The 26,506-nt window shown below is 34.4% G+C and carries 27 protein-coding genes; 2 read left to right on the top strand and 25 right to left on the bottom strand.

The window, feature by feature from the left end:
* The first annotated feature begins 2 nt into the window (after positions 1 to 2).
* Entirely contained in the window at positions 3 to 698 is a 696-nt protein-coding gene (locus HALHA_RS10785) for an anaerobic ribonucleoside-triphosphate reductase activating protein (RefSeq protein WP_015327799.1), read from the top strand.
* A 22-nt stretch (positions 699 to 720) separates the two neighbouring features.
* Positions 721 to 873, top strand: coding sequence for an anaerobic ribonucleoside-triphosphate reductase (nrdD, locus tag HALHA_RS13525; protein ID WP_041607832.1), 153 nt, complete (start codon positions 721 to 723; stop codon positions 871 to 873).
* Between the two features lie 65 nt (positions 874 to 938).
* Here nrdD and HALHA_RS10795 read toward each other — a convergent pair whose 3' ends face one another.
* The 25 genes from HALHA_RS10795 to ehuC form a co-directional block, all read right to left on the bottom strand.
* Complete coding sequence (locus HALHA_RS10795; RefSeq protein WP_015327800.1) at positions 939 to 1,169, bottom strand: thioredoxin family protein; 231 nt, start codon at positions 1,167 to 1,169, stop codon at positions 939 to 941.
* A gap of 141 nt (positions 1,170 to 1,310) precedes the next feature.
* Entirely contained in the window at positions 1,311 to 2,279 is a 969-nt protein-coding gene (locus HALHA_RS10800; RefSeq protein WP_015327801.1) for a permease, read from the bottom strand.
* A gap of 246 nt (positions 2,280 to 2,525) precedes the next feature.
* Positions 2,526 to 3,611, bottom strand: a complete 1,086-nt coding sequence (gene arsB / locus HALHA_RS10805) for an ACR3 family arsenite efflux transporter (RefSeq protein ID WP_015327802.1) — start codon at positions 3,609 to 3,611, stop codon at positions 2,526 to 2,528.
* Between the two features lie 50 nt (positions 3,612 to 3,661).
* Positions 3,662 to 4,375, bottom strand: coding sequence for a metallophosphoesterase family protein (locus HALHA_RS10810; protein ID WP_015327803.1), 714 nt, complete (start codon positions 4,373 to 4,375; stop codon positions 3,662 to 3,664).
* An 11-nt stretch (positions 4,376 to 4,386) separates the two neighbouring features.
* Positions 4,387 to 4,701: an ArsR/SmtB family transcription factor gene (locus HALHA_RS10815; protein WP_015327804.1), complete on the bottom strand. Its 315-nt coding sequence runs from the start codon at positions 4,699 to 4,701 to the stop codon at positions 4,387 to 4,389.
* A 103-nt stretch (positions 4,702 to 4,804) separates the two neighbouring features.
* Positions 4,805 to 5,080 (bottom strand): hypothetical protein, encoded by a 276-nt coding sequence (locus tag HALHA_RS10820; protein WP_015327805.1) that lies wholly within the window; start codon positions 5,078 to 5,080, stop codon positions 4,805 to 4,807.
* Positions 5,081 to 5,185: 105 nt separating this feature from the next.
* Positions 5,186 to 5,899 (bottom strand): trehalose operon repressor, encoded by a 714-nt coding sequence (gene treR / locus HALHA_RS10825; protein WP_015327806.1) that lies wholly within the window; start codon positions 5,897 to 5,899, stop codon positions 5,186 to 5,188.
* Between the two features lie 35 nt (positions 5,900 to 5,934).
* Positions 5,935 to 7,620 (bottom strand): alpha,alpha-phosphotrehalase, encoded by a 1,686-nt coding sequence (gene treC, locus HALHA_RS10830; protein ID WP_015327807.1) that lies wholly within the window; start codon positions 7,618 to 7,620, stop codon positions 5,935 to 5,937.
* 70 nt (positions 7,621 to 7,690) lie between these two features.
* Entirely contained in the window at positions 7,691 to 9,103 is a 1,413-nt protein-coding gene (gene treP, locus HALHA_RS10835; protein ID WP_015327808.1) for a PTS system trehalose-specific EIIBC component, read from the bottom strand.
* Positions 9,104 to 9,441: 338 nt separating this feature from the next.
* The gene (ltrA, locus tag HALHA_RS10840) at positions 9,442 to 10,605 is read right to left on the bottom strand and encodes a group II intron reverse transcriptase/maturase (protein WP_015327809.1); all 1,164 of its coding nucleotides are present in this window, start codon (positions 10,603 to 10,605) and stop codon (positions 9,442 to 9,444) included.
* An 832-nt stretch (positions 10,606 to 11,437) separates the two neighbouring features.
* Positions 11,438 to 12,109, bottom strand: coding sequence for a deoxyribose-phosphate aldolase (gene deoC, locus HALHA_RS10845; protein WP_015327810.1), 672 nt, complete (start codon positions 12,107 to 12,109; stop codon positions 11,438 to 11,440).
* A gap of 13 nt (positions 12,110 to 12,122) precedes the next feature.
* Complete coding sequence (locus HALHA_RS10850; RefSeq protein ID WP_015327811.1) at positions 12,123 to 13,064, bottom strand: transketolase family protein; 942 nt, start codon at positions 13,062 to 13,064, stop codon at positions 12,123 to 12,125.
* Positions 13,065 to 13,112: 48 nt separating this feature from the next.
* Positions 13,113 to 13,928 (bottom strand): transketolase, encoded by an 816-nt coding sequence (locus tag HALHA_RS10855; protein WP_015327812.1) that lies wholly within the window; start codon positions 13,926 to 13,928, stop codon positions 13,113 to 13,115.
* Between the two features lie 2 nt (positions 13,929 to 13,930).
* On the bottom strand, positions 13,931 to 14,785 hold the full coding sequence (locus HALHA_RS10860) for a YitT family protein (RefSeq protein WP_015327813.1): 855 nt from the start codon (positions 14,783 to 14,785) through the stop codon (positions 13,931 to 13,933).
* A 15-nt stretch (positions 14,786 to 14,800) separates the two neighbouring features.
* A complete protein-coding gene (locus HALHA_RS10865) occupies positions 14,801 to 15,526 on the bottom strand; it encodes a WecB/TagA/CpsF family glycosyltransferase (protein ID WP_041607835.1) in 726 nt (241 codons plus the stop codon).
* Positions 15,519 to 16,613: a polysaccharide pyruvyl transferase CsaB gene (csaB, locus tag HALHA_RS10870; RefSeq protein ID WP_015327815.1), complete on the bottom strand. Its 1,095-nt coding sequence runs from the start codon at positions 16,611 to 16,613 to the stop codon at positions 15,519 to 15,521. The genes HALHA_RS10865 and csaB overlap by 8 nt, the downstream gene beginning before the upstream one ends.
* A gap of 12 nt (positions 16,614 to 16,625) precedes the next feature.
* Complete coding sequence (locus HALHA_RS10875; RefSeq protein ID WP_015327816.1) at positions 16,626 to 18,215, bottom strand: DUF5693 family protein; 1,590 nt, start codon at positions 18,213 to 18,215, stop codon at positions 16,626 to 16,628.
* Between the two features lie 42 nt (positions 18,216 to 18,257).
* A complete protein-coding gene (locus HALHA_RS10880) occupies positions 18,258 to 18,947 on the bottom strand; it encodes an LmeA family phospholipid-binding protein (RefSeq protein WP_015327817.1) in 690 nt (229 codons plus the stop codon).
* Positions 18,948 to 18,962: 15 nt separating this feature from the next.
* On the bottom strand, positions 18,963 to 19,685 hold the full coding sequence (locus tag HALHA_RS10885; protein WP_015327818.1) for a ZIP family metal transporter: 723 nt from the start codon (positions 19,683 to 19,685) through the stop codon (positions 18,963 to 18,965).
* A gap of 89 nt (positions 19,686 to 19,774) precedes the next feature.
* Positions 19,775 to 20,864, bottom strand: a protein-coding gene (prfB, locus tag HALHA_RS10890; protein WP_015327819.1) for a peptide chain release factor 2 whose coding sequence is annotated in 2 segments (ribosomal slippage) — positions 19,775 to 20,797 and positions 20,799 to 20,864 — 1,089 coding nt in all. Because the reading frame shifts where the segments join, the coding sequence is not laid out codon by codon here.
* Positions 20,865 to 21,206: 342 nt separating this feature from the next.
* Positions 21,207 to 23,819 carry a preprotein translocase subunit SecA gene (gene secA / locus HALHA_RS10895; protein ID WP_015327820.1) on the bottom strand — a complete coding sequence of 871 codons (2,613 nt, stop codon included), beginning with the start codon at positions 23,817 to 23,819 and terminating at the stop codon, positions 21,207 to 21,209.
* 147 nt (positions 23,820 to 23,966) lie between these two features.
* Positions 23,967 to 24,512, bottom strand: a complete 546-nt coding sequence (gene hpf / locus HALHA_RS10900; protein WP_015327821.1) for a ribosome hibernation-promoting factor, HPF/YfiA family — start codon at positions 24,510 to 24,512, stop codon at positions 23,967 to 23,969.
* Positions 24,513 to 24,690: 178 nt separating this feature from the next.
* Positions 24,691 to 24,894 (bottom strand): cold shock domain-containing protein, encoded by a 204-nt coding sequence (locus HALHA_RS10905; protein ID WP_015327822.1) that lies wholly within the window; start codon positions 24,892 to 24,894, stop codon positions 24,691 to 24,693.
* Positions 24,895 to 25,025: 131 nt separating this feature from the next.
* On the bottom strand, positions 25,026 to 25,748 hold the full coding sequence (locus tag HALHA_RS10910; protein WP_015327823.1) for an amino acid ABC transporter ATP-binding protein: 723 nt from the start codon (positions 25,746 to 25,748) through the stop codon (positions 25,026 to 25,028).
* Positions 25,735 to 26,400, bottom strand: coding sequence for an ectoine/hydroxyectoine ABC transporter permease subunit EhuC (ehuC, locus tag HALHA_RS10915; protein ID WP_015327824.1), 666 nt, complete (start codon positions 26,398 to 26,400; stop codon positions 25,735 to 25,737). Before ehuC ends, HALHA_RS10910 begins: the two co-directional genes overlap by 14 nt.
* Between the last annotated feature and the right edge of the window lie 106 nt (positions 26,401 to 26,506).

The following is a 26,506-nucleotide window of genomic DNA, read 5'->3' on the forward strand; positions in this document are numbered from 1 at the left end:
ATATGAAAGTAGCAGGTCTACAAAAGACAACTTTAATTGATTATCCAGAAAAAATTGCTAGTATTATCTTTACCCAAGGCTGTAATATGAAGTGTCCTTATTGCCATAATCCTAGTTTAATTCCTTCTGCTAAAGATGAGCAAGACTTTATACCCTTAGATCAATTATGGCACTTTATAGACCATAGAAAAGAGTTAATTGATGGGATTGTCATTACAGGGGGAGAACCAACCTTACAACAAGGATTAATCGATTTTATAAAAAAGATTAACAGTAATGATTTAAAAGTTAAGTTAGATACCAATGGGAGTAATCCTAACTTGCTTGCTAAATTAATTAACCAAGAGTTACTTGATTATATTGCTATGGATATTAAAGCTCCTTTTGCTAAAAATGAACCAATTATAGGTAAATCAGGATTTGAAAAATCTATATCTAAAAGCATCGAATTAATAAAAAAATCAACTATAAACTATGAATTCCGTACTACTGTTGTTCCTACACTTCATGATGCTAAAACTATTGATAAAATTGGAAAGTTAATCAATGGTAGTAAACGCCATTATATCCAGAATTTTAGACCTAAAAATACTCTAGATTCTGAATTGCTTAAAATAAAAGAGTTTCCTCCTGCAAAACTAAAGGAGTTTAAAAGTATACTATCTAAATATGTTGAAAGAGTATTTATTAGAAATTAATCTTTGAAAGGAGGTGTTTTGAGTGAGTAGTAATAATGAAGAAAGAACTAGATGCCAGACATACTCCCGCGTCGTCGGGTTCATTACTCCTACAGAGAACTGGAATAAAGGCAAGTTAGAAGAATTTGAGGATAGAGTTACTTATGACCAGGCATTAGAAACTGCATCCGAATAACTAGATTTAAATCACTTAATAAAGAAACTAATTAAAGGAGGGGCCAACCTCCCTCCTTTTTAAACTTACTTAAGTAATTTCTTAATCTCATCCTTACTAGGTACTCTACCCTTAATCTTAACCTTACCATCAATAGCTAATCCCGGAGTACTCATTACCCCAGCCTTAGCAATTTCAGCCATGTCCTCAACCTTCTCTACCTTAGCATCAATTCCTAACTCCTCCACAGCCTCTTTTGCATTATCAGCTAAACTAACACAATTTTTGCATCCTGGCCCATAAACAGTAATTTTCATGATTAACACTCTCCTTTTTACTAATTTACAATTTATAATTAACAATTGACAATTAGAACCCCTAAAAACCTTTATGAATTAAATGATTATAGGTTTTTAATCTTTAATTGTAACTTGTTCATTGGCCATTGTCAATTGCTTTTAAAGCGCTATATTAAAGTATAGACTTACAAAATCAAATAAATAACCAACACCTATAATAGCTGTTCCCACCACAGCAATAAAAATACCAATCAACTTAGGCTTAATCACCTTTCTTAAAATAACCATCTCAGGAAAAGACAATGCTACAGTAGCCATCATAAAACTTAAAGCAGTTCCTAGACCTACTCCTTTATTAATTAAAGCTTGAGCAATAGGAATAGTTCCTACCGCATTTGAATAAAGCGGGATACCTAATAAAACTGCAACAATAACCGAAAGCGGATTCCCTTCTCCTGCATATTTAGCTAACAAACTTGCTGGTGCATAACCATGAATTAAAGCTCCAATTGCAATTCCAATTATTACATACTTCCAGACACGACCAACAATCTCCTTTACTTCTCCCTTAGCATACTTAATTCTATCCTGCCAAGTCTTCTCCTCTACTTCATCTTCATCCATCTGAATTTGGTAAACATATTCTTCAACCTCATCCTCTAAGCCTAGACTACCAATTATTATCCCACCTACGATACCAACTACTAAACCACTAATTAAATATAAGGTTCCAATCTTCCAGCCAAATAATGAATATAACATAACTAGTGCTACTTCGTTTACAATAGGTGACGTAATTAAAAAAGAAAAAGTAATGCCTAATGGAACACCTGATTCAATAAAACCAATAAAAATTGGCACTGAAGAACAAGAACAAAACGGTGTTACTATTCCTAATAATGCAGCTAAAGTATTACCAACATACTTTCTTCTGTGACTTAACAATTTTTTAGTCTTCTCAGGAGGAAAGAAACTCCGAATAATTGAAATAAAGAAGATCATTACAGTTAATAAAAGTAAAATCTTAATAGTATCATAAACAAAGAAATGAACTGACTCTCCCCATCGTGTTACTTTACTAAGACCAAACCAGTTATAAACTACTAAATCAGCAAACCAATCAATCATTTAAGATCACTCCCTCTCTTTAACCAATGCTTCTTGAGTTTGATTTATCTGGGCCAATAAAATATTCTTAGCCAATTCTAAAACTTCTATAATTTGTTCATTTTCTAAACTATAATAAACTTTTAAACCATCTTTTCTACTTGTAACTTAGCTAGCAAAGACATTACTGTCCTCCTTTGTTAATTAGTATATTAGAATATACTAATATGTCTGCGAAAAAATCAAACTAGCCTGTAATCGAAATGACTAATGACCCTTATTAAACCAGTTTCGAGTCCGATTAGCAATTGCTACTAAAGTTAACATAACTGGCACTTCTACTAGCACTCCCACTACTGTTGCTAAAGCAGCACCAGAAGTTAAACCAAAGATAGAAATAGCTGTTGCCACTGCTAATTCAAAGAAGTTACTAGCTCCAATCATACTAGCTGGTGCAGCCACAGAATGATCTAAGTTAAGTAACTTAGATCCTCCATAGCCTAAGATAAAGATAAAGAAGGTCTGAATCGTTAACGGAATAGCAATTAATAAGATATCAAGTGGGTTATTTAAAATAATATCACCTTGGAAAGCAAATAAAATAATCAACGTTAATAATAATCCTATAATTGTGAAGTTATCTAAACTCTTTAGATAGACATTCTCAAACCACTCTAGACCTTTATTTTTAATTAAATACTTACGAGAAAGATAACCAGCTACTAAGGGCACAACAATATATAATACTACAGATAATAGTACTGTATCATAAGGTACACTGAAGTTAGTTACCCCTAATAAAAACATTACTAAAGGAGCATACGCAAAAACTAAGACCAAATCATTTACAGCTACCTGAACTAAAGTATAATTTGCATCTCCATCTGTTAAATAACTCCAAACGAAAACCATTGCTGTACAAGGAGCTGCTCCTAATAAAATCATCCCTGCTACATATTGATTTGCTAATTCTGGACTAATAAAGACTCTAAAAATATTCTCTAAAAATAACCAACCAAAGAAAACCATGGTAAAGGGTTTAATCAACCAATTTACTACTAATGTTAAACCCAAACCCTTAGGCTTCTTCCCAGCTCCTATAATACTACTAAAATCAATTTCTACCATCATTGGATAAATCATAAACCAGATTAAAACTGCTACAGGAATATTAACTTGAGCATATTCAAACTGACTTAATATCTCTGGAATTATTGGTAAAAATCGTCCAACCCCGATTCCTAATACAATACAAACTGCTACCCAGATCGTTAAGTACCTCTCAAAAAAACCTAATCCTCCATCTACTACCTCTTCCTTCACCTGCTCTTCATTTTGTATTTGTTGACTCATCACCTAATCCCCCTTATTTAATTTATTAATCTAACTTTACTTTAGGATATTTATCCAATTCCTTGTTCTAATAACTCAATCGATTCATCTGCCAAATCAGTCTCTTTTATTTTAGCTGTTACTTTATCTACTGGATAAGGTACTTCAATAAATTCAGTCTTGACCTGCTTATTTTTAATCTCCAAAATAGTATAGACTGCATTAGGATTACCATGCTTAGGTTTGCCAATACTTCCTACATTAATCACGTGTTTATCATTAATTATTTTATGATAAGGCTGATGAGTATGACCACACAGTAAAATATCCGCTTCTAACTCTACTGTTACTTCTTTCACCTGTTCACTATCAGCATAAAGGTATTCATTTAATCTACGTGGACTACCATGAACTAATAACACTTCATAATCTGCTAGCTCTAACTTCAACTCTTGCGATAGATTACTCAGAAATTCTTTATTCTCCTCTGTAGTCTCCGTGCTACTAAATTGAATAGAGTTTAAGCCTATCTTCTTAGCTTTTTCTGTTTTATAATCACAACCACAAGCAATTCGATTATTTCCAATAGCATCATCATAATTACCTTGGACTGTTTTAATCTCTTCTTCTTGTATCCTCTCAATTACTTGATTAGGAAAAGGATTATAACCTACTAAATCACCTGCACAAACAATCTGGGTTACCTTCCTACCCTTAATATCCTCTAAAACTTCTTCTAAAGCATAAATATTACTATGAATATCAGAAATTATAGCTAACCTCATTTTATCCTCCTTTAACAGTTTGATTTTTCAAGATCAGGTTGGTGTGGTTGTTTAGTAACCATAAAATCTAAATTTTTTTGCAACTCTTTTATTCTTTCATTATCTAATTCATAATCAACCCATTTTCCTCGTTTAGTAGCCTTAATTAATCCAGCATTCTTTAAAACTTTAAGATGATGCGACATATTAGGCTGACTTATCTCTAAATTATCTGTTAAATCACAAACACACATCTTACCACAAGATAATAAATTAATAATCTGTAGCCTTCGTTCATCTGCTAGAGCCTTTAGTAGAGGGACAGTATCTTCTATTTTTTCTTTCATGATTATCTCTCCTTATATAAACATATTTATACCTATTTATATGTTAACTAAATTTAAAACTATTGTCAAGAATCTACTACAAAAACTTCAAGTGAAGAAAATATTACTTTTCTTCACTTTGCTTAAAGTCATCATAAGCTGCCATTGATTCTTTTATTACCTCTCTACTCTCGGGATATTTTAAAAATTGAGCATGTATCTTAGCAAAAGCTGCCCGAAATTCTTGACTTTCATTTAAAAAATGAGTTGCTATTTCAGTCATTAAAACTATCATTTCAAGGGTCTTATCATACTTTTCTGGATCTGAAGCCTCCATTTCCTTTAGTTCTTCATTTGCCATTCCAATAGATAATTCAGTTAATTTATCACTAAAAAGCATATTATCTCTCCTAACTATTTTTTATTAGTATAAGAGGATAATACTTTTATTATTCTCTACCTAACTAAAGAAAAAAGAGTTTTAGTAGACAACCTACTAAAACTCTTAAACACCACGTCTAGAAAAATCTATAAACCTAAATTTATCCGGTCTATGTCTAGACTCTGTATATTGAAATAAACTAGCATCATTTAGATGAACATAATTCTTTACAACAGCTACAACATTATAACCATTTAGATCTAAATACTCTTTATCTTCTCTGGTAGCTTCCTCTACGGAGATTACTTTTTTAGCGAAGCTAATTTCAAGTCCTAGTTCATCCTCAAGATACTCATAAATTGATCCTTCACAAATCTCTTTGGTTAAAGAAGGAACAAATTCTTGATTAAAAAAGTCTTTATCTAAGATTATTTTGTCTTGGCCTATTTCTCTAGCTCTTACGACCTTCCAAATTTGATCATCCTCTGTTACACTTAATTGATTCTTTAGAAAATTATCTGGTTTCATTAAATCTAACTGATGAACAGTAGTATCTGATGCTTGGCCCATTTTTTTGGAAAGTTCTTTAAAGGTTACTATACCCGAAATAGGAAAATCAAACTTCTTTACATCTAAAACAATCGAACCTTTGCCCTTTATCTTTTGGATATAACCATTTTGTGATAATAAATTTAGTGCCTTTCTAATTGTACCCCTAGATGCACCATATTTATCAGCCAAATTATTCTCAGAAGGTAGTTTTACATTAGGCTCTAGTTCACCATTTTCTATTTGTTTGACAATCTCATTATAAATTTTCAAATACTTATTCTTCATTATTTATCACCCTAAACATTTTATCACCTAAAAAGTTATTTTTCAAGATGATAAACAATTGACTCATATGGTCTTAGTTTAATCCTTGCAAAATCTTTTGGATAATCACTATAATTAGAAATTAAAACTTCACTTTGATAATCAACTAAATCCTGTAATTTAGCTGGTAATTCAAAAATAGTTTCTTCACCATAGAAGTTATTAATCACTAATAATTTTTCGTCTTCATAACTTCTTAGATAAGCAAAAATATCTTGGTGCTCATCTAAAATTAATTGGTAATCACCATAGACAATAATATCTAGTTCTTTTCTTAATTTAATTAATTCTTGGTAATGATAAAAGATAGAATCTTGCTCTTTTAATGCCTGCTCGGCATTAATTTCTTTATAATTTGATGCTTCCTTAATCCAAGGTGTTCCACTAGTAAAACCAGCATGTTCACTAGCATCCCATTGCATTGGAGTTCGGGAGTTGTCTCTGGACTTGGCCCTAATAGCAGCCATAATTTCTTCTTCTGTCTTACCTTCTTCTTTCATAATTTGATAAGCATTTAGCGACTCAACATCACGATAGTCATCAATACTATCAAATTTAGGATCTGTCATACCAATTTCCTCTCCTTGATAAATATAAGGAGTACCTTGCATCATGTGCATTGTTGTAGCAAGCATTTTGGCTGATTCTTTATGATACTCTTGATCATCACCAAATCTAGTTACAACTCGTGGTTGGTCATGGTTACACCAAAATAGAGCATTCCAGCCCCCACCTTGATTCATTCCTACCTGCCAGTTGGATAAAATTTCTTTTAATTGAATAAAATCAAAGTCTTCATTACTCCATTTCTTCCCATTTGGATAATCAACTTTTAGATGATAGAAGCTAAAGACCATATCTAATTCATTTCTATCAGGATTAGTATATTTAACACAATCTGCAATATTAGTTGAAGACATCTCTCCTACTGTCATCATATCATAATTGGAGAATACCTCTTGATTCATTTCCTGCATAAACTCATGAACCCTTGGCCCGTCAGTATAGAATCTCCTGCCATCACCTTGATAATCATCTGGGAAATCTTGTCTTTTAGAGACTAAATTAATTACATCTAACCTAAATCCATCTACTCCTTTTTCCTCTAACCAAAAGTTCATCATCTCATATAATTTATCTCGTACTTCTTCATTCTCCCAATTTAAATCAGCCTGTGTTACATCAAATAAGTGTAAATAATATTGCCCCGTCTGCTCATCATACTGCCAAGCAGAACCACCAAATTTTGATTCCCAGTTATTTGGTACTTCGCCTTCAGTACCATCCTTCCAAATATAAAAATCTCTATATTGATTATCTTTAGACTTTCTTGCTTCCTTAAACCATTGGTGCTCAGTAGAAGTATGATTAATAACTATATCCATAATAACTTTAATCCCACGTTGATGAGCCTCTTCTAATAATCTCTCAAAATCATCCATTGTTCCATACTCTTTGTAAATACTATAATAATCACTTATATCATATCCGTTATCATTCTGAGGTGATTCGTAAATTGGAGTTAACCAGATTACATCAACCCCTAATTTATTTAAATAATCAAGTTTCTCTATAATTCCTTGTAAGTCACCTTCACCATTTCCTGTAGTATCATTAAAGCTTTTAGGGTAAATTTGATAGACAACGGAATCTCTCCACCATTTATCACTTAATTTTTCCATATTAATTGACCCACCTCCATAAAGTCTTATATAAAGTTAAAAGGCCTTTTCAGGCCTTTTAGTGATTAATCTATTTTGCAAATCTCTTGGCGTAAATTACTGTTAAAACAAATGGAATAACTAAACTAATTGCCATTCCAACTAAAAATGCTGGAATATACTTAGGAATAATTGAGATAAAGCCTGGTAATCCACCAATTCCAATTGATGAAGCCAAAACACCATTTGTTGTAACATATAAGCCTGCTAACGCAGAACCAATAATTCCTGCAAAGAATGGATATTTCTTTCTTAATGTCACACCAAATAAAGCTGGTTCAGTAATTCCAAAGTAAGCAGAAATAGCAGAAGTTGATGCTAGACTCTCTTCATCCGGATCATTTGATAACCAAGCTATTGCTAAAGAAGCACTCCCTTGAGCTATATTAGATAAAGCTAACATAGGCCATAAGAATGTTCCACCGTGTTGAGCTATAAGTTGAATATCAACCCCAAGGAACATATGATGCATTCCTGTAGCAACCATTGGAGCATAAAGTGCACCATATAATAGACCACCTAACCATGGTACAGCTTGGTAAGCATTAACAATTCCACTAGTTAATACATTACCCATAGTACGAGTCAACGGGCCAATAAGTCCTAATGATAAGAATCCAGTTACTAAAATAGTTGTAATTGGCACTACTAATAACTGAATAGCATTTGGAACCCAGTCTCTTAACCACTTTTCTACTATACTTAGAATATATGCTGCAGCTAAAACTGGTAATACCTGTCCTTGATATCCTACCTTTTCAATCTGGAATAATCCTAAGATATTAAAATGCGGAACTGTTCCTTCAAGTGCTGCTTCTCCATAAGTCCAAGCATTCATCAGACTAGGATGTACTAACATAAGCCCCATAACAATACCTAAGATTGGACTACCACCAAACTTTTTAGTTGCAGACCAACCAACTAGTGCAGGTAAGAATACAAAGGATGTATTAGCCATCATATTAATTAAATTCCATAATCCTTTTAAATCAGGATATACCTGTAATAAAGTCTTACCTTCTACAAATAATCCTTTAGCTCCTAATAAATTGTTAAGTCCCATCAATACACCAGCAACTATAATAGCCGGAATAATAGGCATGAAAATATCAGATAATGTCTTTACTAATCTTTGTAATGGATTTAAGTTTTTAGCACCAGAACTCTTTACTTCTGATACCGAAGCTTCTTCCAATCCAGTAAGAGCTGTAAATTCTGCGTACACTTTTTCAACATCACCAGACCCAATAACAATTTGGTAGATTCCTGATGAACTAAAAGCACCTTTTACTAACTCTACATCTTCTACTTTTTCCTTATCTACTTTAGATTCATCTTTTAAAGATAAACGAAGTCTTGTTACACAGTGTGCTGCATTTTCAATATTTTCTTTACCGCCAATAAATTTAATTATTTGTTCGGCATTCTTCTTATAATTTGCCATTAATTTCCCTCCCTATAGGAAACAAATTTACTTTTTCAATTATATACACAAGCTCTTATATGAATTCTTATAGGGTTATAATCTTATAACTTGTATATACAGGTTATTTAGCAATTATATTATAACTTGTATATACAGGTTTGTCAATAAATTATTTGTCATCTTTTGTCTTAATCTGTCGTTAAAAGCTAAAATAAAGTAGGACCAGCCTCACGGCTGGGACCTCTTGTCAAACTGCACGTACGGTTCTCCCGTATACAGCTTTCGGTCATTGTTGCTCCTTAACAGAGAGTAAGTTATCGTCTTTGTGTTGCCACAAATGTATATTTTACTCTTGTCTAAAGCACATCGGTAAGCAGTGATTCTAGTCCTAAATCTCTTAATATTTTATTAGGAAGGCGATAATTCTGTCCTTTCGCCTTCTTTCCTTCTATAAAACAACGTACTCTCATTCTTATCCAACCATCTAACTTTTTATATAGTCCTTTAACATTTCCTAGTAGAAAGCTATTACCCCAACCTCTAATAATTAAATTAAGTTCATCAATCATTACAGCTACTCCTATTGATCTATTCCTTTTGGTTTTCTTTCTTACTTTATCCTTGAAACTTTTAATAGAGCTCTCTTTTGGCTTTTTATAATCACAATTATAAAATTTAAATTCTAGAAATTTAAATCCATCATTAAAATTCGTAATTACTGTTTTCCGAGGATGTAGTCTTAAGTTTAATTCATTTTCTATAATCTGGCGAGTTACTTCCAAAGCACGTTCTGCTTTAGCTTTACTCTTAGCCATAATTATAAAGTCATCGGCAAATCTAACTATCTTATATCCTCGACGCGTCATTTTCTTATCAAAGTGATGTAGGTAGATATTTGCTAAAAGTGGAGAAATTACGCCTCCTTGTGGAGTTCCCTCCGTTGTTTCTTCTCTTCCTTGCTCAGTCATGACACCTATAGTAAGCCACGACCTAATAATATCTAATATCCAACCATCACTTACTTCCTCTGCTATCAGCTCCATTAAAATTTCATGGTCTATTGTATCAAAGTAAGATTTGACATCTGCGTCTAATACCCAATTATAACCTTGTTCTTTATATTCTTCTACTTTCTTAATTGCATCTTCGGTTGACCTATTAGGTCTAAAACCATAAGAACAGTCGCAGAATATTTCTTCAAAGTGTATCTCTAGAATCTGTTTCACTGCTTGTTGGGCAATTCGGTCTTTAATTACTGGAATACCTAGTGGTCTTTGTTCTCCATTTCCTTTTGAGATATACGTTCTTAGAACTGGTTGTGGCTCATATCTATCTTCTGTTAACTGGCGATATAAAGCACTCATATTCTTAGTGTAATTTTCTCTAAATTCTTCAACTTCTACACCGTCAATCCCTCCACAACCACCATTATTCAAAACTTTCTGAGCTGCACAATGTAAATGTCTTTTCTTAGTCACTAAATCTTTTATACTATATAGCGAACTAATTTTTTTTTTCACCTATCCTACCTCACGACTTACCAGTTCTTCCTATCCTGTCTTAATATCTAAACCCCTATATTCGTAGCATTCCTAAGCACGTCTTCTAAGCTCTCGCCAATCGCACCTCTTAGTTTACTACTACTTAGGTCATGGTTTTTCTTAAATTCATCACGCTTCCAGTTATGATTTTCTGTCCGCTATTTCTTTTAAGACTTATTGTCTTTAACAATGTTTAAACCATTTTGATTTAAATACCATCAACACTCAATTCTAAACTTCAATAACCTGGCTATCCTTCACTGTAATCAACTTTCATTGATTTTTTTTTTTCACTACTATGATAGCTTCTGAACTCTAATATTTCATCGCTTTGACTTTCCCTATTCAGGTTATATCATCACTTATCTTTATAAATTTCTATAAAGACCATATTAGAGCATCCTCTGGTCACCTATGCTATATTCCAATCATTCCGACCATAATCACACTCATTAGCCTAACATATTCCTATGGTCTATAAGTTAGCCTTGGACTTCCCCATTATTTTGGTGAGTCGTCACTAATGAATGCCACCTTCGGTTCACATATTGTTCCGGACTGATTTTTCGCCTCAAACTCTTCAGATTACATCTCACGATGAACACCCTGTTACTGTTGGCTTCATATCCTGTTCTTTATTAACTTAGGTTGACGTTTGTTTTCTCCGTTTGCTCACCCATTTCGTCTGTGAGTGCCACAATATCTCAACCATATTATCCATTCTTCCAGAATAGGCAGGACTTACACCTACTATCATCATAGACTACAGAGCACACAAAATAACCTCCTCTAAATAGAGGAGGTATCATTATTAATAATCTGTATTAGCTTCTTCTCCTGTGACAATTTTAACTCCAGAACTCGCTCCAATCCTAGTAGCTCCAGCTTCAATCATATCTTGAGCATCAGCCATACTTCTAACCCCACCAGAAGCTTTAACTTCTAAGTCATCTCCTACAACTTCTTTCATTAATTTTACATCTTCTACTGTAGCACCAGCAGTTCCAAAACCAGTGGAAGTCTTAACAAAATCAGCTCCTGCTTCTTTAGCTACCTGGCAAGCTTTCTTTTTTTCTTCTTCTGTTAAATAGCATGTTTCAATAATCACCTTGACTATTTTATCTCCTGCAGCCTGAACAACAGCAGCAATATCATCTTGGACAATCTCCCATGCTTTAGACTTAATTGCTCCTAAATTAATTACCATATCAATTTCATCAGCTCCTGCATCAACTGCATCCCTAGTAGCAAAAGACTTTGTTTCCGTAGTATTGGCCCCTAAAGGAAAACCTATCACTGTACATACCTTAACTGGACTTCCACTTAATTCTTGCTTAACTAACTTAACAAAACTAGGATTAACACAGACAGAAGCAAACTTATACTCTATAGCTTCTTGACACTTTTTGACTATATCTTCTTTAGTAGCATCTGGGCCTAAAATCGTATGATCAATCATTCCTGCTACTTTTTCTGCATCCATACTAATGCCTCCTTTACTTTTTCTTAATTACTTCTTTTACATTCTTAACAATTTCTTCAGCTGTTAAATCAAACTCTTCAATTAACTCTTTAGGAGCACCAGACTTACCAAACGTATCTTTAACTCCCACTCTTTTTACAGGAACAGGATAATTTTCTGCTACAGCTTCAGCAATAGCACTACCTAATCCTCCATAAATATTATGTTCTTCTGCTGTTACTACAGCACCAGTTTTCTTAGCAGAAGCAACAACTCCTTCTACATCTAAAGGCTTAATTGTATGGACATTAACTACTTCAGCTGAAATATCTTCTTGAGCTAACTCTTCCTTAGCTTCAAGGGCTTTAGCTAACATCATACCAGCAGCAAAGATTGTTACATCACTACCTTCTTCTACAACATTAACTTTACCCCACTCAAACTTATAATCTTCTTCAGCAAAAACAACTGGCGTTCCTACTCTTCCAAAGCGAAGATATACTGGCCCATCATATTCAGCCGCAGCTTTAGTTGCTGCCTTAGCTTCTGTATAATCAGCAGGAACAATCACTGTCATATTTGGAATAGCTCGTAGAATACTTAAATCTTCAACAGATTGATGTGTAGCACCATCCGGGCCAACCGTTATCCCAGCGTGAGTAACAGCAATCTTAACATTTAAATTAGGATAGGCAATTGAATTTCTAATCTGATCTGCTACCCGAGCACTACCAAAGACAGCAAAAGTACTAGCAAAAGCAACTTTACCGCAAGTGGCTAAACCAGCTGCCATCCCCATCATATTTTGTTCAGCAATTCCTACCTGAAAAAATCTATCCTCATACTCTTCAGCAAAATAAGTTGTTCTTGTAGAACCTGCTAAATCCGCATCTAATACTACAACATCTTCATTTTTTGCACCTAATTCAACTAATGCTTCACCATAAGCGTTACGTGTTGGAATTTCTTCTGTCATTTTTTACCCTCCCCAAGTAATTCAATGCTTCTAATCTTTAATTGTTTTTTACTCCAGTTCACTTAAAGCTTGTTCTGCTTTATCTTCTCCAGGTGTCTTACCATGCCAAGCAGGATTATCCTCCATATAAGAAACACCTTTACCTTTAACTGTATTAGCAACAATCATTACTGGTTTACCAGTTACCTCTTTTGCTTTAGCAAAGGCATCTAAAATTTCTTCCATATCATGCCCATTAATCTCTATTACATGCCAACCAAATGACTCAAACTTCTCTACAACTGGCATTGTAGAAGACATAACTTCTTCTGTTCTGCCCACTAACTGAATTCTATTATTATCCACAATTCCTACTAAATTATCCAGTCCAAATTTAACTGCTGCTAAAGCAGCTTCCCAGACTTGGCCTTCCTGTAACTCGCCATCACCTAATATAGAATAAACATTATAATCCTTTTCATCTAACTGTCCAGCTAGTGCCATACCAACAGCAGCAGAGATCCCTTGGCCTAAAGAACCAGTGGTCATATCTACCCCAGGTGTCTTCTTCATATCAGGATGGCCTTGTAAATGACTACCTAACTGTCTTAAAGTTCCTAAATCTTCCTTAGGGAAATATCCTTTTTCAGCTAAAGTAGCATATAATACAGGTGCAGCATGTCCTTTAGATAATACAAAACGATCCCTATCCTCCCAATCTGGGTTCTGAGGATCTAGATTCATCTCCTCAAAATAAAGTGCAGTTACAATATCAGTCGCTGATAGAGAACCCCCTGGATGTCCAGAACCTGATCCAACTAACATATCCAAAATCTCATACCTAATAGTCTTTGCTTTCTCTTGCAATTGTTCAATATTTGCCATTATTAAACCCCCTTAATCTTATGTTCATTAAAGCCTTCTCCTAATACTTCATGTGCTTCAGTAATTATTACAAAGGCATCCTCATCTATAGTATGTACCAAACGCTTAAGGTCTGATACTTCTGAGCGGCTAATACTACATAATAATATCTCTTTACTATTGCTAGAGAAGCCACCTTCACCTTTTAAGATAGTTACTCCCCGGTCCATCTCTTCTAGTATTTCTTGTCTTATTTGAGGGGCACAATCAGAAATAATAAAGGTTGCTTTAGCAATATCTAAACCTTCTTGGACTAAGTCAATAGCATAACTGGTTACATACAAAGCAATAAAAGCATACAAGGCTTGTTCAGCATCAAAAGTTAAACCAGCTAAAGTAATTACACAAAAGTCTATTATTAATAAACTTTTACCAGGACTAAAGTGAGTATACTTACTAATTATTTGAGCTACTAAATCAGTTCCTCCAGTAGTTCCCTTGGCCCTAAAGACCAATCCTAAGCCTAACCCTGCCAATCCTCCTCCATAAAGAGAGGCTAATAAAGGATCATGAGTTATAACTGCTAATTTCCCAGTCAATAAATCTGTGGCTAAAGATAAAGCTACAATTCCATATAAAGTTCTAATCCCAAATTTAGTCCCTAACTCTTTAACCCCAGCAATAAAAAGAGGAATATTTAAAGCTAACATAACCTTACCAACAGGTAGATTAAATATATAATAAATTATTGTGGCTAAACCACTTACCCCTCCAGCAGCTATTTTATTGGGTATTAAAAATATAACTAAACCCATTGCTGTTAGTAATGAGCCTATTGTAATCATAAAGTAATCATAAAATAATTCCTTCTTTAACATAACACATCACCTTATCTATTTTAATCGTTGGTGTAAGACTTTATAAATAAACTCTGGTAAGGCCGTCATCCTACCTAGACGTTTAGGCTCTTGTAACAGTCTATATAACCACTCCAGATTAAGACCTTGTATAACCTCTGGAGCCCGTTTTTTATTACCAGCTAAGATATCAAATGTACCTCCTACACCAATTCCAACTGGTATATCTAATTGATCTAAATAAGTAGCTAACCATTTTTCTTGTAAAGGAACCCCCATACCTACTAATAGTATATCAATCTCCTCTTTTTTAATCTCATCTATTACCTGTTCTTCTAATTCACGATCTAAGTAGCCATGGTGAGCTATAATAGTTAGCTTAGGCCATTTCTTTAACACTTTTTCTTTTGCCTTATTAGCTACCCCTGGAGCAGATCCTAAAAAATAAAAACTATAATCTTTTTGATTAGCCTGTGCTAATAACTCCTTTACTAAATCAATCCCAGCTACTCGTTCACTAAGTGGTTGACCCAATAAATTAGCAGCTAATATAACTCCGGCTCCATCAGGAACTATTAGTTGAGCAGAATTAATAATTTCTCGTAACTTAGGATCTTTAGTAGCTCTAATAATCATTTCAGCATTTGGAGTTACTACTAGATTACTAGTATCCAATTTAATAAATTCTTCAATCCTATCTAAAGCTTGGCCCATATCCACCCGATCAATTAAAATACCTAAGATATCTACTTTATCAATCATTAAAATCACTTAATAGCCTTAAAGTTATTTCTAGGTTTTGTCTAGCTAGTCCTGCTAAATTATCAGATTTTTTCTCTAAAGTTGATTTAAATGATTCTTTTTCTTCGTATAAGGATACTATCCTGTTATAAGTTTTAGTTACCTCTAGTGAATCAACTTTAGCTACCGGGGCCAAGCTTAAACGCTCCAAGAAATTATCTACTTTCGGATCATAGGAAATACCAGCAGGCAAAACCCCCATTACAGTAGCAAAAATCAAGGAATGGAGTCTAACCCCCACCATTAAATCTACTCTCTCAGTTAGCGCTAAAACCTCCTGAGGGGTGTAGTTGGCCCTAATAACCATTGCCTCTTCACTCATCATTTCTCGCACCTGTAAGCTAACCTCTCGATCATCTGGATAATCAAGGGGTAAGAATAAAATTTGAGCTTGTAACTTATCTTTAAGCAAGTCCAATAACTTAGCTAACTCTTTTAAGTATGAATTATCCCCCCAGGCTCGAGGGGCAACACCAATTGTTGGTTTATTAATCTCAATTTCTTCCTGCTTTAAGATTTGATTAACTCGGTCTGTTTTAGCAGGCCTTAATAAAAAGACTGGATCAGAAGTTAATTTAACCTCTTGTTTAACTCCTATTTCTTGTAATAATTTTTGAGAAGCCCGATCTCTAACAGTAATTGCAGCTACAGAATTTAAAACTTGCTTGACTAACTTACGATTAAGTGGATTATTAAGGGGCCCAATCCCTTGTCCACAACAAAAGACTGGGGTCTTAAATAGTTGGGCCAACTTCATCACCCCTAAATAATAAGGAATTGTCTTATAGCCTGTTACATCCTGTAACAAACTACCACCACCACTAATCAATAAATCAGCTGATCTAAAGTAACTACTTAACTTCTTAATATTATATCTTCCAATTGCCTTAACTTGATGCACTTCTTTCGTCCAAGTAGGATTAGAAGATAATACAGTTAACTCAACATCATCTATCCTATCTTGTAACCCTGTAATTAAGGCAGCTAAGATGGCTTCATCTCCTGCATTATTAAATCCATAGTATCCAGAAAGTATTATATGGGGCATCACAATCACCTATTAATTATTATTATTAAACTTTGCTTTTATTAGTGACAACTTACCAATTACAACCACCAATCCCATCCCAATTATCCCACCTAAGATAAATCCTTCTGCAATTCTAACTAGTGATATTAAAACTGGAGTATGCAGATGAGATAAAGTATTAATCATATTAATAGGGCCAATTAAACCAAAGGTCACTAACCAACTAAGCTGGTTTTCTCTGATAGAATAATCAATTCCTAATACTAAGAGAGGGTATCCAATTAAAAAAGACTTAAAGCGAGGTCTAACAGATAATATTCTCTCTAGTATTTCTCTAACTTGCATCTCTAAAGTACTCACCCCAAATAAAGATGTATTCCCTGTCCTACCTAAATAAATAATCCCCCCTAATAAAACTATAATTATGACTATTATATCCTTCCAGAGGACTGGACGATCTAATAATTTAAATATTTGGCCCCAACTATCATATCTAGTAGCTAAATAATAAACCCCCGCTAATAACAATGGAACTACAAAAGCTAGTTTAACACCACGAAAAACTCTTATTTGTAATATGTAACTAATATCTGATAATAAACCAGTAATCATCAATCCTCCACACAAAGCTATTACACCACTTTGCATCAAGATAATCATAGTACTAACTAATCCTTGACTATTACTTACTTGTCGCTTAATTATAACTAAAATAAACACCGGCGTAATAATTGCTATCCCTAATGCTACTAGTTGTAAAGTTAACTGCCAATTAAAAAGGGAACATAAGCTTAGGAATATAATTCCTCCTACAAACCCCACTAATCCCAAATTAGGTCTAATCAAATCAACTACTAAGCTTGCTCCAGCTATTGCTCCTACTAAAACTAAATAGCGCAAATAAGGATTTACCTCTACTTTTTGGTAAGAATTAGCTGCTGCTAATTGATACCCATACTTCTTTAATTGGTGACTTAAACCAGCTACTAACTTTATAGTCTGCTTAGCTGTAAGAAATGGTTTTAAGTATAAAGTTCTGACCCCGCGTTCTCTAACTGCTTTTAAATAACGATTAATTACATCTTCTACAGTAGAATCTAACATAGCTTCATGTTGGATACTATGAACCCTTACAGCCTGATAACCCATTAACCTAGCTAACTTTTTAACTCCTTTTTGAGCTGCAATAAAAGGTTCAATAATCCCTAAAATAATTCCTTCTTCTTGTAAAATCTTAGCTGTCTTAGCTAATTGGTCAGGGTAACCGACCACTTGAGCTCCTTTAAAAATAATCTGTTTGGTCTGAGGAAATCGATCTAAAATCAGGGCCAATTTCTGGGGGCTAATAGTCCCCGCAATCCTAGGAATTAAACTTAGATTAGCCAGTTTATCTAACCTAGGATTAAAAAAAGATAAATTAGTTCCAGTAACGGCTATTGTTCTTAATCCATTCTGCTTTAATTTAGGTAGTAAAGCTACTTGATCAGTAGTAATTAACAAACTATAATCCATCACTAACTCTACACTGCTATTTTTAGTCTCTACTCTAGACTTATTGATTGCTAAAATCCCCGCACTTACCACAGCAATAATCAAAACTACAATCAATAGGTTCCGCATTGTAATAAAAAAGCTCCTTTCACCCTTAGGATGAGGAGCTGATTAATTATTTATTCCTAATATCTCTAAACCATCCTGTTTTAGCTTGACCTGTTTAACTATAACTGGTATAGGTAACTTAGTTAAATCAATTTTAAACTGTAACTGATTCTTTAACTCTTTAATTACTCCACTAGGAATTACAATATTTTCTACCGCTAATTTATCAGACCTAAAGACTATCTGTTGACTGTTAATAACCTTGAAATTTCCTGCTAACTGCAAATTTACTTGCGCATCAAAGAATACAATTACCCCTGTAATCAAGACTTGATTAGAGGTTATATCAACCTTAAAATCCTCAAAGACCCTTAACTCAGATCTCGTAAGTAAATAATCATTTAAATTCTGCTCAGTTAACTCTAAATCAAGATAAGTATTCTTCCCTTTTACCATTTGCCAACCTTGGTTAGTCTCTTTAACCTTTAAGTCCTTATATTTAGCTTCTATGCTACTAATTTTAATCCTATTTAAGACTAATTCTTTACCTTCTAACTCTAGCTCATCAGCTTGGCCCAATAAAAGTTTTAGAGCAGGAACAGCATCTATCTCAACCTCTAGCTGCTGCCAGCTATTTAATTCTTGCTTTAAACTAGTGGCAATTCTTTCAGCAAATAAATTAGGTAATACTAATTGCAAACCAACCGTTACTATCAAGACTATCACTATTAACCATAACTTAATCGATTTCATTATTTTTTCACCACCTTAAAATAAAACGGCCAATAATATCCCAGCTACTGAACCAACTAACACCCCTACTGTAGCATATAAACCATACTTTGAGCCATAAGCTTGGGGCACTAATTCATAGATAATAATATATAACATACCTCCACCAGCAAATCCTAAATTAAGGGTTAAAAAAACAGGAGATGCAAAACCTAACAAGGCACCAACGAAAGCCCCTAATCCCATTGGGATTCCTGGTAACATAGAAGCAACCACAACCTTAACAGGACTCCAACCACCTATATTCATCGGAGTTGCTAGGGCCAATCCCTCTGGTAGATTATGCAAAGCAATCACTACAGCCAAACTAATACCAAGTTTAGCCTGGGCTACACAACCGGCCCCAATAGCTAACCCTTCAGGAAAATTGTGTAAAGCAATCCCTAAACCCAATAAGATTCCTGTTTCAATATAGTCACCCTCAGCTTCCTCTGTTTTAATATAACCAGCTAACAGCCTTAATACTAATAAACCTAATATTGCTCCAATAATGGTATAAAGCTCATTACTATGTTCAATAGCCTCGGGAAATAAATCAAATAATACTACAGATAACATAACCCCACTAGCTAAACCTAACATTAAACTAATTGAATTATTCTTAGGTTTACGCCACAATAAAGTAATTGCACCACCTAATCCCGTGCCCACTATCCCAGCTAATAATCCAATTAAGGTAATTACAAGAATTAAGCTCATTACCCCTCACCTCACACATAAGTAAAAGTTCCTCGCCTATAATAGACGAGGATTTTCATCTATCCTAACTTATGTTCAGAGTAAACAAGTTATTCCTGCTTAAGATAAGCTTCAATTAATTGGTCTAGATCACCATCCATCACTTGCTCAGTCTTACCAGTCTCAAAATCAGTTCTATGATCTTTAATCATTTGGTAAGGATGAAAAACATAAGAGCGAATTTGATTACCCCAGGCTATTTCTTTGTGTTCACCACGAATCTCATCTAATTTTTCAGCTTGTTTCTCCTGTAGATACTCAAATAATTTAGCTTGTAATACCTTCATCGCTCCTTGGCGATTCTTATGCTGGGAGCGCTCATTTTGACACTGAGCTACTATCCCAGTTGGTAGATGAGTAATTCTTACTGCTGAATCAGTAGTATTAACATGCTGACCACCAGCACCACTGGCCCGATAAGTCTCAATCTTTAAATCACTCTTATCAATATCAACTTCAATATCTTCATCAAGCTCAGGCATGACATCAACAGACGCAAAAGAAGTATGACGACGACTAGAAGAATCAAATGGAGAGATTCTAACTAATCTGTGCACCCCTTTTTCTGATTTTAGATAACCATAAGCATAATCACCACTAACCTGAATAGTTACACTCTTGACTCCTGCTTCTTCTCCTGGTATAAACTCTAGAGTTTCTAAATCATAGTTATGCTGCTCAGCCCACCGGGTATACATTCTTAAAAGCATCTCAGCCCAATCTTGAGATTCAGTTCCCCCAGCTCCAGGATTAATAGCTAACAAGGCATTATTACTATCATATTCTCCAGATAATAAGACCTTAAGTTCCAGCTCTTCTCTAGCTTTAACTAATTTTTGACTTCGCTCTTTAACCTCTGCTATTACTGCTTGATCATCCTCTGCTATAGCTAACTCCAATAAGACTTCTAACTCTTCTCTTTCTTCAACTAAACTATCAAATCCTGTTATTTTATCCTGTAGAGCACTAGCTTGTTTACTAATCTGTTGTGCTTTAGAGCTATCATCCCAAAAGTCTGGCTGGGACATCTTCTCCTTTAACTTTTCGTGCTTAGCTACTAACTTATCATAGTCAAAGAGACCTCCTTAATTCTTTTAGTTGTTCTCCAATCTTAGCTAACTTAGCTGTTAAATCTTTCATCTAACCACCTCACGTATATAATTTACAATTTACAATTTACAATTTACAATTAAAAACAAAGAATAAGTAACAAAGAACTATTGACCTACCCCGATGCAAGCATACGGGGATTCCTTATTCATAGAGAATTGCCTACTTAAAGCATACCAAATGGTAGAATAACATCTGAAAACTAAAAAGCTAAATCCCAACCCAAAACAAATCTTCTTAAACTTGAACAAGTCAGAGATTGAGCCCAAGTTTAAACCTAAATCAATATTTCACTAAAACTTAAACTCAGACTCAAATTTATTCTCTATTCTTTAATCTTTATTTTTGAATTTCTAATTGATAATTGTTAACTTATCTATTATACCCACCATATTTACCTGTATTAATACAGCACTTCTTATACTTTTTACCACTACCACACGGACAGGGATCATTACGACCTGGTTCTTTTTGTTTAGTAATTGGTTGAGCTTTTACTTCTTCCTTAGTCTCTGCTCCGGCTTGACGGGCACTTTGTTGCTCAGCTTGTGTTTGCCTTTGGGCTTGGGCCAAGTCATAAGCATTTATCTCATCACCATGAGTATAATCTAGGCCTTGTCTATCACTAATCACTTCTTCACCTGCAACTACCTCAATAGCAAATAAATACTTAATAATATCTCTTCTAATCCAGAGATTCATCTGCTTAAACATCTGGAAACCTTCCTTTTTATACTCTACTAAAGGATCTCGTTGACCATAAGCTCTAAGGCCAATCCCCTGTCTTAGATTATCCATAGCTTGTAAATGATCCATCCATTTATCATCAATTACCTTTAACATAACTATCTTCTCTAAATCCTCTAATCCCTCAGCACCTAACTCTTCTTGCTTGCTTTGGTAAGCTTTCTGAAATAAGTCCATTAACTTATCTCTAAGTTCATCTCGTCTTAATCCTTCTAAATCATCAACAGTCAGCTCAATCTCTCTTAACATCTGCTCTAGATAATCTACTAGTCCTGCTAAATCCCAATCTCTAGGATGGTCTTTTTCATTAGCATATTCAGCTAAAATTTCTTCTAACCATTTAGTAGCCATCTCAGTTATAATTTCCGTTAAATCTTGGCCTAATAAAATCTTTTTGCGTCGAGCATAAATAGCTTCCCGTTGTTGATGGAGTACTTCATCATACTCTAAGATATTCTTTCGGATATCAAAGTTACGACTTTCTACCTTCTTTTGGGCATTAGATAAAGACTTACTAATTAACTTGTGTTCAATTGGTTGGTCTTCATCTACACCTAATGTCTCCATAATCCCTGAAATCTTATCTGATCCAAATAAACGCATTAAATCATCTTCTAGTGAAACATAGAAGCGAGAAGAACCTGGATCTCCCTGTCGTCCTGAACGACCACGTAATTGGTTATCAATTCTACGACTTTCATGACGCTCAGTCCCAATTACATGTAAACCACCTAAATCTACTACTCCAGCACCTAAAACAATATCAGTTCCTCGTCCAGCCATATTAGTAGCAATTGTAACTGCTCCTCGTTGACCGGCTCGTTTAATAATCTCTGCTTCTCGTTCATGATTTTTAGCATTTAGTACTTCATGAGGAATATGCTCTTTATTTAACATCCGACTTATTTGCTCTGAATTATCAATTGATACAGTACCAACTAGTACTGGTTGCTCTTTCTTATAACATTCTTTAATATCTTTAACTACTGCCCTAAATTTAGCAGCTTCTGTTTTATAAATTACATCAGGGTGATCCTCTCTAATTACTGGTTCATTAGTTGGAATTACAACTACATCTAAATCATAAATTTCTTCAAATTCTTCAGCTTCAGTAGCAGCAGTACCAGTCATCCCTGATAGTTTCTCATACATCCTAAAGAAGTTCTGGAAGGTAATACTAGCTAAAGTCTGATTTTCCCGCTTAATCTTAACCCCTTCCTTAGCCTCAATAGCCTGGTGTAACCCTTCACTAAATCTACGACCAGACATTAAACGCCCGGTAAATTCATCAACAATATGGACTTCTCCACCTTTAACAATATAATCTTCATCCCGCTGCATCAATTCTTTAGCTTTTAGTGCTTGATTAATATGATGTAACTCATCCATATGCTGATTATCATATAAGTTATCAACCTTTAAAGCAGCTTCTACTTCATCAATACCTGCTTCTGTTAAAATAACTGATTGAGCTTTTTCATCAACTTCATAATCACGATCTTTAATTAATTTATTAGCTATCTCAGCAAATTTATAATAAACCTTAGGTGATTCTTGAGCTGGACCAGAAATAATTAGTGGAGTCCTAGCTTCATCAATCAAGATACTATCTACCTCATCTAAGATGGCAAAATCAAGCTCTCCTTGGACTAACTCTTGGTTATCAGTTGCCATATTATCTCTTAGATAATCAAAACCAAATTGATTATTGGTTCCATAAAGAATATCAGCTTCATAAGCTTCTTTACGAGCTTGAAGCTCCATATCTTCTAGAATAACTCCTACCTCAAGACCTAAAAATTCATAAATTTGGCCCATCCACTCACTATCTCGCTCAGCTAAATAATCATTAACTGTTATAATATGCACATTTCCAGCTAAGGCATTTAGATAGGCTGGCAAAGTAGCAGCTAAAGTCTTACCTTCTCCTGTCTTCATTTCTGCAATTCGTCCTTGGTGTAGAGCAATACCTCCTAGGACTTGTACATCATAATGGCGCATCCCAGTAGTTCGTTTAGCAGCCTCTCTAACTACCGCAAAACTCTCCGCTAATAAATCTTCTACCGTTTCTCCGTTGGCTAATCGCTCCTTAAACTCATCGGTCTTGGCCCTTAACTGTTCATCAGTTAAATTACTAATTTCTGCTTCAAAACTATTAACTTGATCTACCAGTGGTCTCATCTGCTTTAATCTCTTCTCATTAGGGTCAGGAAATAATTTTTTTAGTAATCCTAACATTGATTGCCTCCTTCATATATAATGAAATCAGTTTATAGTCACAATTATTTTAATTATATCATGTTACTAGCTTAATTACAAAATCTAGTAAATAACAAAAAGAGCTAGCCTCTCGGCTAACCCTTTGACCATTAATTTATATCGAATTTAGAGACTAGGTTCAATCAAACCATAATCTCCATTCTTTCTTTTATAGACTACATTTACCTCTTTAGTCTCTGCATTAGAGAAGACAAAGAAGTCATGATCTAATAAATCCATTTGCATCACTGCTTCTTTAACATCCATAGGCTTTACTGCAAACCGCTTAGTTCTAACTATATTAGGGTCATCATCGTCATTATCTTCTTCTCGGGATTCAATTACATTTTTTCTAAAGTTTTCTTGTTCTTTCTTAATTTTTCGTTGAACTCTAGTTTTATATTTGCGAATTTGACGCTCTAACTTTTCAATTACGCCATCAATAGAAGCATACATATCACCTGTTTTCTTTTCTGCCCTTAAAATCAAGCCATCCACAAAAACAGTAACTTCTACAATATGGCCTTCTTTTTCTACATCAAGTGAAATCTGAGCTTCAATTTCAGTTTCTTCATCATCAAAGTAATTTTCTACTTTTCCTACTTTTTCTTCTACATAATTTCTTAAAGCATCAGTAATTTCAATATTTTTACCCCGAAGCATAAATTTCATACATGACCAACCCCTTCCGCAAGAATAAATTTGGCTATAAAATATTCTTATGTACTATACTAATTCTTTATTAATAATAAAAGTCCTGCCTAAATATCATTTATTTTAAAAAAATTACTCCAAAAAAAACAAAAGTCCCGAGCTAATACTCGGGACTAACCGTCGTAATCTATATCAACTATAGCTTAACGACATCTTCAGCTTGAGGTCCTCGCTCGCCGTCAACAACCTCAAATTCTACTGCTTGACCGTCTTCTAAAGTCTTGAAACCATCTTCTTCAATTGCAGAGAAGTGAACGAATACGTCGTCTCCTTCTTCACGCTCGATAAATCCATAACCTTTTTTCTCGTCAAACCACTTAACATTACCTTGTTCTTTCATTATACACATTCCTCCTAATAATTAAGTAAATCTTTTTGACAATTTCTTGCCAACACAATCTGTAAATAAGTCTAACACATTCCCCTATTATTGTCAAGGGGATTTGGAAATAATTCCTGTACTAATAGCATTTACAATACCTTTGCTAAAAATTCACGTGTTCTCTTTTGATCTGGATTAGAGAATAACTTTTCTGGCTTAGCCTCTTCAACAACTACTCCTTCGTCCATAAACAAAACCCGATCTCCTACTTCACGAGCAAAACCCATCTCATGGGTAACAACTACCATTGTCATACCTTCATTCGCTAAATCACGCATAACCTCTAGTACCTCTCCTACCATTTCAGGATCTAAAGCAGAAGTAGGTTCATCAAATAACATAACTTTAGGTTGCATAGCTAAAGCTCTAGCAATAGCAATTCTTTGTTTTTGACCACCTGATAGTTGGCTAGGATAAGTTTCTGCCTTGTTTTTTAAGCCTACTTGCTCTAGAAGATCATAAGCTATTTTAGTAGCCTCTTCTTTAGACATTCCCTTAACCTTCATCGGTGATAAAATTATATTACCTAAAGAATTTTTGTGAGGAAAAAGGTTAAAATGCTGAAAAACCATCCCTGTCTCCTGCCGAATTTTATTAATATCAGCCTCAGGAGAATTAATTACTTCTTCATCAATCTTAATCTGGCCTTCCGTAGGCTCTTCTAGCCGGTTTAAACAACGTAAGAAAGTACTTTTTCCTGAACCACTTGGGCCAATGACTACTACCACTTCACCTTGTTTAATCTCCTCATCTATCCCTTTTAAAACTTCTAAATCACCAAAGTGTTTGTGTAAATTTTTAACCTTGATCACTGGCATTTAACCTCCCCTCAATTAAATTAACTAATCGTGTCATTAAAAAGGTCATAATAAAATATAAAACAGCTACCATAGCATAAATTAAGAATGATTCATAAGTTCGACTAATAATTAATCTACCTTGTCTGGTTAAATCCTTAACTGCAATTACCGATACTAAAGAAGAATCCTTTAGTAAAGCAATAAATTCATTACCTAAAGGTGGAATTACTCGCTTAAAAGCCTGGGGTAAGATAACATATCTCATAGCTTCAAAGTAAGACATTCCTAAAGAACGGGCTGCTTCCATTTGGCCCTCATTAATAGCATTAATTCCTGACCGGACAATCTCTCCTACATAAGCACCACTATTTAAGCCTAAGCCTAAAGTAGCTGCTAAATAAGGGGACATCTCAACCCCTACACTTGGTAAACCATAATATAATAAGAATAATTGCACTAATAAAGGTGTACCCCGAAAGAATTCAATATAGCCCTTGGCTATCTTACGAGATAAATTACTCCTCCATACTCTAGCTAAACCTAAGATTGTTCCTAAAACAACTCCAATTAAGACCCCAAAAGTCGTCAACTTAATTGTCATCCAGGCACCTTGTAATAATAAAGGCAGTGCCTGCTGCATCACTGCTAGTTTATCTGCTAACACAAATTTCACTCCTCTACATTCAATTTACAATTAAAATCTACCGGAAATAATTATACATTAATTTGATTAGTTATGCAAACAAAAAAGAAGAGCAGTTGCCCACTCT

Source organism: Halobacteroides halobius DSM 5150 (assembly GCF_000328625.1).
Taxonomy (GTDB): Bacteria; Bacillota; Halanaerobiia; order Halobacteroidales; family Halobacteroidaceae; genus Halobacteroides; species Halobacteroides halobius.

Coding starts and splice junctions, on each gene's coding strand:
- treC (WP_015327807.1), bottom strand. CDS start 7,620: ATGGAAAAATTAAGTGATAAATGGTGGAGAGATTCCGTTGTCTATCAA.
- arsB (WP_015327802.1), bottom strand. CDS start 3,611: ATGAGTCAACAAATACAAAATGAAGAGCAGGTGAAGGAAGAGGTAGTA.
- treP (WP_015327808.1), bottom strand. CDS start 9,103: ATGGCAAATTATAAGAAGAATGCCGAACAAATAATTAAATTTATTGGC.
- HALHA_RS10800 (WP_015327801.1), bottom strand. CDS start 2,279: ATGATTGATTGGTTTGCTGATTTAGTAGTTTATAACTGGTTTGGTCTT.
- deoC (WP_015327810.1), bottom strand. CDS start 12,109: ATGGATGCAGAAAAAGTAGCAGGAATGATTGATCATACGATTTTAGGC.
- csaB (WP_015327815.1), bottom strand. CDS start 16,613: ATGCCCCATATAATACTTTCTGGATACTATGGATTTAATAATGCAGGA.
- HALHA_RS10860 (WP_015327813.1), bottom strand. CDS start 14,785: ATGTTAAAGAAGGAATTATTTTATGATTACTTTATGATTACAATAGGC.
- HALHA_RS10795 (WP_015327800.1), bottom strand. CDS start 1,169: ATGAAAATTACTGTTTATGGGCCAGGATGCAAAAATTGTGTTAGTTTA.
- HALHA_RS10905 (WP_015327822.1), bottom strand. CDS start 24,894: ATGAAAGAACAAGGTAATGTTAAGTGGTTTGACGAGAAAAAAGGTTAT.
- HALHA_RS10880 (WP_015327817.1), bottom strand. CDS start 18,947: ATGAAATCGATTAAGTTATGGTTAATAGTGATAGTCTTGATAGTAACG.
- secA (WP_015327820.1), bottom strand. CDS start 23,819: ATGTTAGGATTACTAAAAAAATTATTTCCTGACCCTAATGAGAAGAGA.
- HALHA_RS10875 (WP_015327816.1), bottom strand. CDS start 18,215: ATGCGGAACCTATTGATTGTAGTTTTGATTATTGCTGTGGTAAGTGCG.
- HALHA_RS10815 (WP_015327804.1), bottom strand. CDS start 4,701: ATGAAAGAAAAAATAGAAGATACTGTCCCTCTACTAAAGGCTCTAGCA.
- HALHA_RS10820 (WP_015327805.1), bottom strand. CDS start 5,080: ATGCTTTTTAGTGATAAATTAACTGAATTATCTATTGGAATGGCAAAT.
- HALHA_RS10785 (WP_015327799.1), top strand. CDS start 3: ATGAAAGTAGCAGGTCTACAAAAGACAACTTTAATTGATTATCCAGAA.
- HALHA_RS10850 (WP_015327811.1), bottom strand. CDS start 13,064: ATGACAGAAGAAATTCCAACACGTAACGCTTATGGTGAAGCATTAGTT.
- HALHA_RS10865 (WP_041607835.1), bottom strand. CDS start 15,526: ATGATTGATAAAGTAGATATCTTAGGTATTTTAATTGATCGGGTGGAT.
- HALHA_RS10885 (WP_015327818.1), bottom strand. CDS start 19,685: ATGAGCTTAATTCTTGTAATTACCTTAATTGGATTATTAGCTGGGATA.
- HALHA_RS10810 (WP_015327803.1), bottom strand. CDS start 4,375: ATGAGGTTAGCTATAATTTCTGATATTCATAGTAATATTTATGCTTTA.
- treR (WP_015327806.1), bottom strand. CDS start 5,899: ATGAAGAATAAGTATTTGAAAATTTATAATGAGATTGTCAAACAAATA.
- HALHA_RS10855 (WP_015327812.1), bottom strand. CDS start 13,928: ATGGCAAATATTGAACAATTGCAAGAGAAAGCAAAGACTATTAGGTAT.
- hpf (WP_015327821.1), bottom strand. CDS start 24,512: ATGAAATTTATGCTTCGGGGTAAAAATATTGAAATTACTGATGCTTTA.